This is a genomic window from Streptomyces boninensis (assembly GCF_048572725.1).
GTDB lineage: Bacteria > Actinomycetota > Actinomycetes > Streptomycetales > Streptomycetaceae > Streptomyces > Streptomyces boninensis.
The window spans coordinates 6,913,892-6,926,962 of sequence record NZ_CP183837.1; the positions used below are offsets into that span (position 1 = coordinate 6,913,892).

General features: G+C 70.4%; 12 protein-coding genes. 8 read left to right on the forward strand and 4 right to left on the reverse strand.

Going from position 1 to position 13,071, the window contains the following annotated elements:
* Positions 1-546 precede the first annotated feature (546 nt).
* From ACNNMR_RS31700 to ACNNMR_RS31735, 8 genes are all read left to right on the forward strand, one after another.
* Positions 547-4,230, forward strand: coding sequence for a nitrate- and nitrite sensing domain-containing protein (locus ACNNMR_RS31700; protein ID WP_419998118.1), 3,684 nt, complete (start codon positions 547-549; stop codon positions 4,228-4,230).
* Between the two features lie 9 nt (positions 4,231-4,239).
* On the forward strand, positions 4,240-4,653 hold the full coding sequence (locus ACNNMR_RS31705) for a roadblock/LC7 domain-containing protein (protein WP_420000548.1): 414 nt from the start codon (positions 4,240-4,242) through the stop codon (positions 4,651-4,653).
* Positions 4,654-4,744: 91 nt separating this feature from the next.
* Complete coding sequence (locus ACNNMR_RS31710) at positions 4,745-5,152, forward strand: DUF742 domain-containing protein (RefSeq protein WP_419998119.1); 408 nt, start codon at positions 4,745-4,747, stop codon at positions 5,150-5,152.
* Positions 5,133-5,723: a GTP-binding protein gene (locus tag ACNNMR_RS31715; RefSeq protein WP_419998120.1), complete on the forward strand. Its 591-nt coding sequence runs from the start codon at positions 5,133-5,135 to the stop codon at positions 5,721-5,723. Before ACNNMR_RS31710 ends, ACNNMR_RS31715 begins: the two co-directional genes overlap by 20 nt.
* A gap of 437 nt (positions 5,724-6,160) precedes the next feature.
* Positions 6,161-8,926: a nitrate- and nitrite sensing domain-containing protein gene (locus ACNNMR_RS31720; RefSeq protein ID WP_420000549.1), complete on the forward strand. Its 2,766-nt coding sequence runs from the start codon at positions 6,161-6,163 to the stop codon at positions 8,924-8,926.
* 10 nt (positions 8,927-8,936) lie between these two features.
* Positions 8,937-9,350 carry a roadblock/LC7 domain-containing protein gene (locus ACNNMR_RS31725; protein WP_165239165.1) on the forward strand — a complete coding sequence of 138 codons (414 nt, stop codon included), beginning with the start codon at positions 8,937-8,939 and terminating at the stop codon, positions 9,348-9,350.
* A gap of 102 nt (positions 9,351-9,452) precedes the next feature.
* Positions 9,453-10,058, forward strand: coding sequence for a DUF742 domain-containing protein (locus ACNNMR_RS31730; protein WP_419998121.1), 606 nt, complete (start codon positions 9,453-9,455; stop codon positions 10,056-10,058).
* Entirely contained in the window at positions 10,039-10,638 is a 600-nt protein-coding gene (locus ACNNMR_RS31735) for a GTP-binding protein (RefSeq protein ID WP_419998122.1), read from the forward strand. The genes ACNNMR_RS31730 and ACNNMR_RS31735 overlap by 20 nt, the downstream gene beginning before the upstream one ends.
* Here ACNNMR_RS31735 and ACNNMR_RS31740 read toward each other — a convergent pair.
* From ACNNMR_RS31740 to ACNNMR_RS31755, 4 genes are all read right to left on the reverse strand, one after another.
* Positions 10,619-11,173 carry a 4'-phosphopantetheinyl transferase family protein gene (locus ACNNMR_RS31740; RefSeq protein ID WP_419998123.1) on the reverse strand — a complete coding sequence of 185 codons (555 nt, stop codon included), beginning with the start codon at positions 11,171-11,173 and terminating at the stop codon, positions 10,619-10,621. The two genes, ACNNMR_RS31735 and ACNNMR_RS31740, sit on opposite strands and share 20 nt — an antisense overlap.
* Positions 11,174-11,265: 92 nt before the next feature.
* Entirely contained in the window at positions 11,266-12,405 is a 1,140-nt protein-coding gene (locus tag ACNNMR_RS31745) for a glycine amidinotransferase (protein WP_419998124.1), read from the reverse strand.
* A 49-nt stretch (positions 12,406-12,454) separates the two neighbouring features.
* Positions 12,455-12,826: an aspartate 1-decarboxylase gene (gene panD / locus ACNNMR_RS31750; protein WP_419998125.1), complete on the reverse strand. Its 372-nt coding sequence runs from the start codon at positions 12,824-12,826 to the stop codon at positions 12,455-12,457.
* A 12-nt stretch (positions 12,827-12,838) separates the two neighbouring features.
* On the reverse strand, positions 12,839-13,039 hold the full coding sequence (locus ACNNMR_RS31755; protein WP_419998126.1) for an MbtH family protein: 201 nt from the start codon (positions 13,037-13,039) through the stop codon (positions 12,839-12,841).
* Positions 13,040-13,071: the final 32 nt, after the last annotated feature.

Consider the following 13,071-nt stretch of genomic DNA (forward strand, 5'->3'; position numbering starts at 1 on the left):
GACGCTTTATCTGTGCATGTAAAGCCTCAGGCTAGACGCCGCAGTTCCCCGCCACTCGGCACATCACCCGTCCCGGTCATGTGAGTTTCCTCACGGGCGGCATGACAAATACCCCTAAAACGCAGGCGACCATGATCATCAAAACCGGGCATACCCTGCTCTAAGCCCAGCTACCGCCCCTCAGGGGCGCTTACGGGACACCGTGCGCCCCTGCGCAGCTCGTAGAGAAATGTCCCTTATCTCAGCCCTACTTTTGCACCCCGGGTAATTGCTTCAGCACAATACGTCACCGCCGCCACACTGTTACCCCCGGGCCTTGTTGGAGATCCGGCACTGTGCTGGAATTCCACGGACCGTCGCGGGGCTGCAGCTACTCGAATCGGGCGCAATGGGGCGCCACTCGGGGCAGCTGAACTGGGGAGATCTGCGCCGGGCAGGTAAGGACACCGCCAGCGGGGCTCTGCTTTTGGAGGCTCCCGCACGACTCGACACCGTCCCGGGCGCGCTCACGCCCGCCGGGGGCCAGGTCCAGAGGTTGCGACGCTAGTGCAGGGACGTTTCAAGAGGGATGGCATGGCGTCCTCCCAGGCCCGCCAGGGACTTGGGGACGCTTCGGGCGAGCAGGGACGTGGCGCGACCGGCCGCGGCTCTGCACAGCAGCCTGCCCAGGGACCGGATGCCCCGCGCCTGCCGGCGCCCGAGGCGGGCGCGATAGCGCCGCAGGGAAAGGCCGCGAAGGCGAAGCAGCCGCCGGGGCCCGGGCCTCGAATAGCCATGCGCAACTGGCGCATCTCCACCCGCCTGGTGTCCCTGCTCGCGCTGCCGGTCGTCGCCGCGACCACGCTGGGCGCGTTCCGTATCGAGGACTCCTGGCGGGACATCCAGCAGCAGGACAACATGAAGCTGCTGACCGAGCTGACCCAGCAGGCCACCACGCTGGCCGCGCAGCTCCAGGAGGAGCGGGACGAGTCGGCCGGTCTGATCGTCCGCGACGGCAATGCCGGCGACCCGGACGTGAAGTACTCGCGGAAGCTCACCGACACCGCACTGCAGCGGTTCCGTGAGGCCACCGACGAGATCGACTCCACCGACGACTCCTCCCTCAAGGGCGTCAACGCGACCCTGAAGCGGATCGTCGTCCAGCTCAACGAGCTCTCGGACATCCGCAAGAACGCGTACCAGAACAACGAGTACGACTCCCAGACGGTCAAGGCCTACGGCGACCTCGTCGACTCGCTCCTCTCGCTGTCGCAGGACATGGCGCAGGCCACCAGCAACAGCGAAATGATCCAGGCCACCCGCGCGCTGGCGGTCTTCTCCTCCGCGAAGGAGAACGCCTCCGTGCAGCGGGCGATCATCGCCGCCGCGCTGGCGCAGAAGCCCGCGGACCTGAGTGAGGCCGACCGCCTGGAGGCGCTGTCCGCCCAGCGGGCCGAGGAGAACGACCTCAAGCAGTTCGAGCAGCTGTACGCGGGCCGGTCCAGCGCCACCGACCTCACCGAGGCGATGGACCAGGACACCTCCATCCAGCAGGCCAACCGGTACGCCGTGGACATCCTCAAGGACGCCGGCGGCCTGAAGCGCACCGAGCTGAAGTCCTTCCGCGACTGGGCCGACCTGGACTCGGTGAAGCTGGAGCGGATGGGCAAGATCGAGTCCACTCTGCTCCAGGAGATGGAGCAGAAGTCCCGCCAGCTGCGCAACGAGGCCGAGCGCGACGCCATCATCAACGGTGCGCTGATCATCCTCGTCCTCGGCGTCTCGCTGACCGGCGCGTTCATCGTGGCCCGCTCCATGGTGCGGTCGCTGCGCCGGCTGCAGGACACCGCCGAGACGGTCTCCAACAAGCGCCTGCCCGAGCTGGTCAAGCAGCTGTCCGAGGCCGACCCCGAGGACGTCGACACCTCCGTCGAGTCCGTCGGCGTGCACAGCAAGGACGAGATCGGCAAGGTCGCCCAGGCCTTCGACGAGGTCCACCGCGAGGCGGTCCGTCTCGCCGCCGAGCAGGCGCTGCTGCGAGGGAACGTGAACGCGATGTTCACCAACCTCTCCCGCCGCTCCCAGGGCCTCATCCAGCGCCAGCTGTCGCTGATCTCCGAGCTGGAGTCCCGCGAGGCCGACCCGGACCAGCTGGCGTCGCTGTTCAAGCTCGACCACCTGGCGACCCGCATGCGCCGTAACGGCGAAAACCTGCTGGTCCTCGCCGGTGAAGAGCCCGGCCGCCGCTGGACCCGCCCGGTCCCGCTGGTCGACGTGCTCCGCGCCGCCGCGTCCGAGGTGGAGCAGTACGAGCGCATCGAGCTCTCCGCCGTACCCGCCACGCAGGTCGCGGGCCGCGTCGTCAACGACCTCGTGCACCTCCTCGCCGAGCTGCTCGAGAACGCGACGTCGTTCTCCTCGCCGCAGACCAAGGTGAAGGTCACCGGACACGCGCTGCCCGACGGGCGCGTGCTCGTCGAGATCCACGACACCGGCATCGGCCTGTCGCCCGAGGACCTCGCCGCCATTAACGAGCGGCTCGCCTCGCCGCCCACCGTGGACGTGTCCGTGTCCCGCCGCATGGGCCTGTTCGTGGTCGGCCGGCTGTCGCTGCGGCACGGCATCCGCATCCAGCTCCGCCCGTCCGACTCCGGCGGCACGACCGCGCTGGTCATGCTGCCGGTGGACGTCACCCAGTCCGGCGGCGCCGGAGGGCCCGGCAAGGGCGGTCCGCCGCCCGGCGGCCAGGGCCTCGACAAGCCCGGCGCGGCCAAGGCCGGCGCCACCAGCCGCCTCGGCGCCGTGCCGCCCCGCGGCCAGCTCGGCCAGGGCGGCCAGGGCGCGGGCAACCGCCGCCCCGCCCTGCCGGCCCGCGGCGACGGCTCCGGACCCGGTGGTACGGGCCCGGGCGCCACGGGTCCTGGCGGCACCGGACCCGGCAGGGGCGGCCCCGGCCCCTCGGCCCCCGATGACGGCCAGCGCCGCGGCCTGCCGACCCGTTCGCCGGGCGGCACCGGCGCGGGTCCCGGCCAGCTCGGTCCCGTACGCAACTCTTCCGGCCCCTCGGTCTTCGACCGCCAGGGCCCGCCGGAGCAGGGCGGCCCGGTCACGCCTCCGGGCGGTACCCCGATGGTCACCCCGCCGCGCGGCACCCCGATGCCGACGCCCCCCGGCGGCACCCCGGCAGGCCCGCCGCTCGGCGGCCCGATGGGCACGCCCCCTGGCGGCACCCCGGCAGGATCGCCGCTCGGCGGCCCGATGGGCACGCCCGCCGACGGCACCCCGATGGCGACGCCCCCGGGCGGCACCCCCGCGCCCGCCGACGCCCGCCGCGGCCCCGCAGGCCCCGGCGACGACCCCCACAGCACCGGGGAGACCCGGATCGCCTGGGGCGCCGGCGCCCCGCGGCTGGGCGACGAGCAGCCGCGCGGCCACGACGCGCACGACTCCACCACCCAGCTGCGCCGCCCCGACTTCGGCCAGAACCAGAGCCAGGGCGGCCAGAACCAGCTCGGCCAGACCCAAGGCGGCCAGAGCCCGAGCCAGGACCAGCGCGGCCAGCAGCTTCCGCCGCACACCCCGGCGCACGGCACCGCCTACCCCCAGCCCAGCGCTCCGCAGCCCCCGGTCCCCGGGCAGAGCGCGGCGTACGGCAACCCGCAGGACGCGCCGCTCGGTGAGAGCGCGCCGCCGCGCGGGGACGAGCCGACGCCGCTCTTCGCGGAGCTGGAGTCGGACTGGTTCCGCGGCCGCGGGGGGCGCGCCCAGGCGCCGCAGCCCCGCCCCGCATCGTCCGGCGGCCCCCAGTCGCCGAGCATCCCCACCCCACCCCCGCTGCCCCCGCAGCAGCCGGAACGGGCTCCGGCCCGCCCGACTGGTCCCGCTGGTGCCCCGCCGCAGCCCGCCGCCGCCCCCACGGCGAACGGCCGGCAGGACACCAGCAGCTGGCGCCCGTCCCCCAACGACGAGCGCTGGCGCCGTGCGGAGCAGCTGCGCGCCTCCGGCCCCCAGGCCGGCGGCGTCACCACCTCAGGGCTGCCGCGCCGGGTCCCGCGGGCGAACCTCGTGGACGGCACGGCGCAGCAGCGGCCGGCTCCGGAGGAAAGCGGTCCGCCGGTCTCCCGTACGCCCGATGACGTGCGCGGGCGGCTGACCAGCCTCCGCCGCGGGATCCAGCAGGGCCGGCAGGCCGGCGGGACCCTCGGCAGTAACAACAGCGGCTTCGGCCCCACCTATCAGCAGGAGCGTTAGTTGAGTCCGATGAGCCAGGCGGCGCAGAATCTGAACTGGTTGATCACGAACTTCGTGGACAACACCCCCGGTGTTTCCCACACGGTCGTGGTCTCCGCCGACGGTCTTCTTCTGGCGATGTCCGAGGGCTTCCCCCGCGACCGCGCCGACCAGCTGGCGGCCGTGGCCTCCGGGCTGACGTCCCTCACCGCGGGTGCCTCGCGCATCTTCGAGGGCGGCAGCGTCAACCAGACGGTCGTGGAGATGGAGCGCGGGTTCCTCTTCATCATGTCGGTCTCCGACGGCTCCTCGCTGGCCGTGCTCGCACACCCCGAGTGCGACATCGGCCTCGTCGGCTACGAGATGGCCCTGCTGGTCGACCGGGCGGGCGCCGTGCTCACCCCCGATCTCCGCGCCGAACTGCAGGGCAGCCTGCTGAACTGACGTACTCCGCGAGCACCAGCTCCCCCAAGTCCCCCCACAGGCCATTCGTACACAGGCCGCCACTGCGGCCGTGTCACAGCCCGGAGGATCCATGACCCCGCCACCCGCCTCACCCGACTCGTACGGCGGTGCGCACGCTCCCTACGAAGGTGAAGGCGACCAGCCGCTGGTCCGCCCGTACGCCATGACGGGCGGCCGCACCCGGCCGCGCTACCAGCTCGCCATCGAGGCGCTGGTCAGCACCACGGCCGACCCGGTACGGCTGCAGGGCATGCTCCCCGAGCACCAGCGCATCTGTCACCTGTGCCGGGAGATCAAGTCGGTGGCGGAGGTTTCCGCACTGCTCGCGATCCCGCTGGGGGTGGCCCGTATCCTCGTGGCCGACCTGGCGGAGGCCGGCATGGTGGCGATCCACCAGCCGGGTGGCGGCCAGCAGGCCGACGGAACACCAGATGTGACTTTGCTCGAAAGGGTTCTCAGTGGACTTCGCAAGCTCTAGCGGCGGCTACGGACAGGAGGCGCGGTCCACGACTTCGGCGAAGATCGTGGTCGCCGGGGGCTTCGGCGTGGGCAAGACCACGTTCGTGGGGTCCGTGTCGGAGATCAATCCGCTTCGTACCGAGGCCGTGATGACGTCGGCGTCGGCGGGCATTGACGACCTGTCGCAGGTGTCCAACAAGACGACCACGACGGTCGCGATGGACTTCGGTCGTATCACCCTGGACCAGGACTTGATCCTTTACCTGTTCGGGACCCCCGGGCAGGACCGTTTCTGGTTCATGTGGGACGACCTGGTCAAGGGCGCCATTGGCGCGGTCGTGCTGGTCGACACCAGACGCCTGGCCGACTGCTTCCCCGCCGTCGACTACTTCGAGAACAGCGGCCTGCCCTTCATCATCGCGCTGAACGGCTTCGACGGGCATCAGCCGTACGCCCCGGAGGAAGTCCGCGAGGCGCTGCAGATCGGCCCCGAAACCCCGATCATCACGACCGACGCCCGGCAGCGCGCCGAGTCCAAGAGCGGACTGATCACGCTGGTGGAGCACGCACTGATGGCGCGGCTCAAGTAGCAGGGGACGCACCGGAGTTAGCGAAGGGCGAAGTGTGTCGGATGACACACTTCGCCCTTGGCTGTTCATAACGTTTCGAAAGAGAATTGCAGGCCCCGGCGGCAACCGCGTGCAGCAGAGCGGTTTCGCTGCGCACAACCCGGGACCACCTTTTGTCGCCGGTCGGCATTTATGTCCCTTTTATTGGCCGTCATGCGGGCCAATGACCTTTGCCGACCCGACGTTTGGAAACCGCCGCCTGGCGTGCTGGAATTCGTCTAACCGACTAGTAGGAGCAGGGCGAGAGGTTTGGTCCGGTGAGCCGCAAGCAAAGGGACGTCCCGCAGCAGGACCCGCGGGGCAACTTCACGCCGCCCCGTGCGGCCGCGCCTGCCACATCGGCGGCGCCCGATCCACTGCCGCCCAGCGGCAGCCGGATGTCCCCGCGCAACTGGCGGGTGCGCACCAGACTGAACGCCATCCTGCTGATCCCGGTCATCGTCGCCCTGGTCTTCGCGGGTCTGCGGGTGAACGAGTCCATCGAGACCTGGCGCTCCGCCGAGGACGCCGAGCGGGTCGCCCGCCTGGTGCAGGTCGCCGGTGACTACTCCAACGCGATCATGAACGAGCGCGACGTCACCACCGCGCCGCTGCTCGCCGGCAAGCAGAACTCCGACGTCGTCGAGAAGGCCCGCGCGCAGACCGACGCCGCCGCGGAGGCCTTCGACAGGCAGAAGCAGGACGTCCCGGACACCGAGGGCATCGAGCGCCGCCTGCAGCACATCGCCGGCGCCACCGCCAAGCTGGAGGGCATCCGCGCCAAGGCCTTCACCAAGGGCATGAAGGGTGTGGACACCCAGGAGGCGTACGCGCTCGTCTACCGCCCGCTGATGGCCCTGAGCAACGACCTCGGCCTCGGCACGGACAACGCCACCTCCTTCGGCCGCACCATCTACGCCATCGCGCTGACCTCCTCGGCCGCCTCCCTCGACCGGTCCATCGGCATGCAGCTGCTGACCACGAAGAACCGCGCCGAGCTGCCGGTCACCCGCGAGGCCTTCTCCTCGTACGCCCGCCTGGAGGTCATCGCCTCCGAGGAGTACGAGTTCGGCGGCCGGCCCAAGGACAACGCGCGGCTGAACGAGGCCCTGCAGTCCGCCGCCGCCACCGGCAAGAAGCAGCTGGAGCAGAAGGCCGTCGAGGCCAAGCAGAACGGCCAGCGCTTCACCCCGCCGCCCGGCGTCGCGGAGACCACCCGCGCCATGTTCGCCCCCGGCTCCAACCCGACCGCCCTCGCCAAGAAGGGCATCACCCCGCAGACCTGGTGGGCGATGTCCACGGGCAAGTTCCAGGCCTATCTGGAGGTGGAGAAGGAGCTGTCCGAGGAGGCGGTGAACGAGGCGAACAAGGTCGCCAAGGACGCCGAGCAGGACACCTACATCAACTCCGCCGCCGCCGTCGCCGCCCTGCTGCTCGCCTTCATCGTGGCCGCGATGATGGCCCGCTCCATGGGCCGCTCGATGCGCCGGCTGCGCAACGCCGCCTTCGGCGTCGCCGAGCAGCGCCTGCCGATGCTGGTCGACCAGCTCTCCCGTACGGACCCGGGCCGCGTCGACACCCGCGTCACCCCGATCCCGATCAACTCCCGCGACGAGATCGGCGAGGTCGCCCGCGCCTTCGACCAGGTGCACCGCGAGGCCGTCCGGCTCGCCTCCGAGCAGGCCCTGCTCCGCGGCAACATCAACGCGATCTTCACCAACCTCTCCCGCCGCAACCAGGGCCTCATCGAGCGCCAGCTGGAGCTGGTGTCGAGCCTGGAGGAGAACGAGGCGGACCCGGACCAGCTGGAGAACCTCTTCCAGATGGACCACCTGTCCACCCGCATGCGCCGCAACGGCGAGAACCTCCTGGTCCTCGCCGGCGAGGACACCGGCCGGCACTGGGACCAGCCGGTCCCGCTGCTCGACGTGCTGCGCGCCGCGACCTCCGAGGTGGAGTCGTACGAGCGCGTGGAGCTGTCCGGGGTCCCGGACTGCGAGATCCACGGCACCGCCGTCACCGACCTCGTGCACCTCCTCGCCGAGCTGCTGGAGAACGCCACCACCTTCTCCTCGCCGCACACCAAGGTCCGCGTCACCGCGACCCGGCTGCCCGACCGCCGCGTGATGATCGAGATCCACGACAAGGGCATCGGCCTCACCGCCGAGGACTTCGCGGACATCAACCACCGGCTGGCCAACCCGCCGGTCGTGGACGCGGCGATATCCCAGCGCATGGGCCTGTTCGTGGTCGGCCGGCTGGCCGACCGGCACGGCATCCGGGTGCAGCTGCGCCCGTCCGGCGAGCAGTCCGGCACCACCTCCCTGGTCATGCTCCCCGAGGCGATCACGCACGGCGGCGGCGGCGACCCGATGGGCGTGCAGCCGGAGGAGGAGTTCACCGTCTCCCGCATCGTGGGCGACAACCCGACTCTGACCGGCTTCGACCCGAAGATGGCCGTCGGCCAGCGCACCGCCGCGGAGCTCGGCTTCAACGACGGGGCGTACGCCGGAGCGCAGCAGGCGGCACCTTCGGCGCCCTTCAGCCCCGCGAACGGCACCGCCCCGTACCCCGTCGACGACCCGATCGGCCGCTCGCTGCAGCGCGAGGAGCGCCGGGCCGCCCTGGAGGCGCGCGCCGCCGAGCAGGAGGCCGCCGCCCGCGAGTCGTACCAGGAGCGGGAGCAGTACGGGCAAGACGCCTACCAGGCGCCGCAGCAGGAGGCTCACCAGCCGCAACAGGGCGCCCAGTACGGTTCGTACGAAGCGACGGGTTCGTCCGGTGCGCCTGATGCGTCCGAAGATGCCCGTGCCGGAAATGGCTTGCAGAGCGTAGGCTTCCCCCCGGCGGGGGAACCTTCGGCTGGGGTGCCCGCGCAGATTACGGACTCCGAGTGGCGGTCGGACAACGACGCGCGCTGGGAGCGGGCCGCCAGAGCACGCGAACCGGAAGCCGGCGGCATCACATCCGCCGGGCTCCCGAAGCGGGTGCCTCGTGCCAACCTGGTGGACGGCACGGCCACGCAGACACCGCAGGGCGGCCCCCAGGTCTCCCGCGCACCGGAGGACGTACGGGGCAGGCTGGCAAACCTGCGCCGCGGCGTTCAGCAGGGGCGCGACCAGGGGACCGCGGAGAATGACCGACCGGGCTACGGGCCCGGCAGCAGCTACGATCAGGAGCGTTAGTGTGAGCCCGATGAGCCAGGCGGCGCAGAACCTGAACTGGTTGATCACGAACTTCGTCGACAACACCCCGGGTGTTTCGCACACGGTCGTGGTCTCCGCCGACGGACTCCTTCTGGCGATGTCCGAGGGCTTTCCGCGCGACCGCGCGGACCAGCTCGCGGCCGTCGCGTCCGGCTTGACGTCCCTCACCGCCGGCGCCTCGAGAATCTTCGAGGGCGGCAGCGTCAACCAGACGGTCGTGGAGATGGAGCGCGGCTTCCTCTTCATCATGTCCATCTCCGACGGCTCCTCGCTGGCCGTGCTCGCACACCCCGAGTGCGACATCGGCCTCGTCGGCTACGAGATGGCCCTCCTGGTGGACCGCGCGGGCGCGGTCCTCACCCCGGACCTGCGCGCCGAGCTGCAGGGAAGCCTTCTCAACTAGCAGACATCCGGTGCGGATTCAGCGCGGTCCGGGCTAAGGTGCGTCAAGCACAAAAGTCCGGTGGTCGAGGGACAACGGCCATTCGGACGGAAGGGGAGCGAAGTGGCGAGCCACCAGGGCGGGCCGTACGAGAACGACGGTGAGTGGGCTTACGGCTATGGCTACGACCAGCAGCCGCAGCAGGAGCAGCCCGCTCCGAAGCACTATGACTTTCCCGCCGCCCCCTCGCACCAGGGCGGGCCCGCTTCCTACGACCCGTCCAGACCGCAGCCCCAGCAGCAGTACGCCGCACCGCACCAGCAGGGCCCGCAGCCGCCGCAGCACCAGCAGGCCGCCCCGGCGCCGCGCGGCGGGCCCAAGCGGCCCCAGTCGCGGCTGGTCCGTCCGTACGCGATGACGGGCGGCCGCACCCGGCCGCGCTATCAGCTCGCCATCGAGGCGCTGGTGCAGACGACGGCCGACCCCGGCCGGCTGCAGTCCCAGCTCCCCGAGCACCAGCGGATCTGCCAGCTCTGCTATGAGATCAAGTCGGTCGCCGAGATCTCGGCGCTGCTGACCATGCCGCTCGGGGTCGCCCGGATCCTGGTGGCGGACCTGGCCGAGGCCGGTCTGGTCACCATCCACCAGCCGGGCGCGGCCGAGAACGCCAGCGGCCAGCCAGATGTGACGTTGCTCGAAAGGGTGCTCAGTGGACTTCGCAAGCTCTAGCGCCGGCGCGGGTGTCGGCCAGCAGCCGGAGCGCTCCACGACGTCCGCGAAGATTGTCATCGCGGGCGGGTTCGGCGTGGGCAAGACCACGTTCGTGGGGTCCGTGTCGGAGATCAATCCGCTCCGTACCGAAGCGGTGATGACGTCCGCGTCGGCGGGCATTGACGACCTGTCGCAGGTGTCCAACAAGACGACCACCACGGTCGCGATGGACTTCGGGCGCATCACGCTCGACCAGGACCTGATCCTGTACCTGTTCGGCACGCCGGGGCAGGACCGCTTCTGGTTCATGTGGGACGACCTGGTCAAGGGTGCGATCGGCGCCGTCGTCCTGGTCGACACGCGGCGGCTGGCGGACTGCTTCCCGGCGGTGGACTACTTCGAGAACTCCGGGCTGCCGTTCATCATCGCGCTGAACGGCTTCGACGGGCATCAGCCGTACGCCCCGGAGGAGGTCCGCGAGGCGCTGCAGATCGGCCCCGAGACGCCGATCATCACGACCGACGCGCGGCAGCGCGCCGAGTCCAAGAGCGGGCTGATCACGCTGGTCGAGCACGCGCTCATGGCGCGGCTGCGCTGACCGTCACCGACGTGAGGACGAGGTCGCGGGACAGGCTCCAGCGGCCGACGGCGTGGTGCGGTACGGATCCGCCGTGCCGCGGCAGGATGACCTGAAAGGTCCCGTCCGGCTCCGGCAGTACGGTGAAGTCGCGGATGCCGTGGCGGGAGCCGAGCCAGGGGGAGTAGGCCTTGTACGCCGCCTCCTTGGCGCTGAAGACGAGCCGGTCCGCGGGCGGCTCTCCGCCGGGGAAGACCTTGCGCAGCCAGGCCGCTTCGGCGTCGTGCAGCAGGTGGGCCGCGACCGTGGGCGGCAGTGGCTCCCGGGGTTCCGCGTCGATGCCGAGGGCGGCGATGTCGCGGGTGGCGGCCACGGCCGCCGCGCGGTAGCCGGCGCAGTGGGTCATCGAACCCACCACTCCCGCCGGCCACCGCGGTGCCCCCATCGCGCCGGGGACCAGTGGCGCCCGGGCCGCCCCGAGCGCCGCCAGGGCGGCCCGGGCGCAGCCCCGTACGGTGGTGAACTCCCGGCGGCGCTCGGCCGAAGCGCCCGCCACCGCCGCCTGTTCGGCGGGGAAGAGGGTGATCCCGGCGTACGGACCGTGGTCGCCGAAGGCCTCCCGGAGCTGGACTCCGGCGTGCGGGGGCTTCAGGCGAGGGTCTGGTAGTCGAGGTTCGGGAAATAGTCCTGCCGGTCGCCGTCGCGGCGCACATCCCAGGTGGCGCAGTGCAGGGAGCCGCCGTATTCGAAGACATTGCGGAACGGCACCGGGAATACCTCGAAGCCGAGGCCCGACAGCATGTCCTGGAGGGGCTTCTCCTGGGCCTCGCAGATCACCTTGGTCGGGGAAATGCTGAGGACATTCATCGAGAGCCACTTGGAGGACTGGCAGTAGGGCGGCATGTCCTCGTTGCTCAGGACGGGTTCCGGGACCTCGACGAGTTCCCAGTCGTTGTCGAGGAACATTTTCTCCTCGCCCTCGCGCAGCGGACGGTCCGGGTTGGTGAGGATCAGCCCGGGGCGCAGCGGCACGAAGGTGCAGTCGATGTGCGAGGGGAAGAAGTCCAGCGGGAAGTGCACCGGGTGCACCCGGAAGCCCTTGGGCTCGAGGTGCCGCTTCAGCCAGTGGATTCCGGCGCGGTTGGTGGTCATGGACTCCTGGACGATGACGTCGCGGCCGAAGCGGCTCATGTCGGCCGCGTCGAAGATGACTTCGTCCTGGGTGATGCAGAACTCGAAGGAATGCATCCGGGCGTGCCGCTCCGCCAGCGGCCACTCCCAGAATTCCTCGCGGTACATATCGTCGGCCATGGACGGCTTCGGCGCCGTCGTCCAGCCGGTGCGCGGGTTGGCGTTCCAGTACTCGTACACCAGCTTGCGATAGGGCTGGTACTCGAAATAGCGGGCTCGGCGCGACATCGTCGCTTCGATGATCTCGTTGCCCATGGTGATCATTACGTCGCGCGGGCACACCGCGCAGTACTGGTTCTCGACCTCGAACTCGGGCGTGACCACGGGGGCGGAGAAGTCGTGCGGCTCGGGCCGGCGCACCGTCACACCCTGGGACCGCAGCACCTGCGTCAGGCCGGTGAGCTCCTCGTTGGCGAGGTCGATGGCCTCTTTGGACTTCGGCCCGGTGGGGAAGCCGGTGCCGGGGGTGTTGCGCACCGCCGGGCGGCTGCCCGGCTCGGTGGGCTCGAAGCAGGCATTGTCGGCGCTGCCGACCACGATCTCCTGCAGCGGGTCCCATTCGTTCCACGAGTTTACGGCGGGAGGGCTTCCAGTCATGCGGGGCCTGCCTTTCGGTGTCCGGACTGGATGGGTGGCGGTCCGCTGTTCACGAGGCGGGGTCGGTGCCCAGCTTCGCGATCTGATTGCGGTCGTCGACGAAGACGACCCGGGGTTCGAGCGTGCGCGCCTCGCCGTCGTCGACCGCGGCATAGCCGATGACGATGACGATGTCGCCGGGCGATACCAGCCGGGCGGCGGCGCCATTGAGGCAGATGACGCCGGAGCCGCGCTCGCCTTCGATGACGTATGTCTCCAGCCGGGCCCCGTTGTTCACATTGACGATGTGGACTTTCTCGCCGACCAGCAGGTCCGCGGCGTCCATGAGGGCGCTGTCGATGGTCACGGAGCCGATGTAATGCAGATTGGCCTCGGTGACGGTGGCCCGGTGGATTTTCGACTTGAGCATGATGCGTTGCATGCGGAAAGGCTCCTAGTGGTTGATGAGACTGGCCGGGCGCATGTCGGTCCAGTTCTTCTCGATGTAGTCGAGGCAGCTCTGCCGGTCGGTCTCCTTGACCGCCACGTCCCAGCCCGCCGGCACGACGGCGAATGCGGGCCAGAGGCTGTGCTGGCGCTCCTCGTTCACCAGCACCAGAAAGGTGCCGTCCTCGTTGTCGAAGGGGTTTTGCACGGTGGTGTTCCTTTCTCGGGAAATTCGGGGGC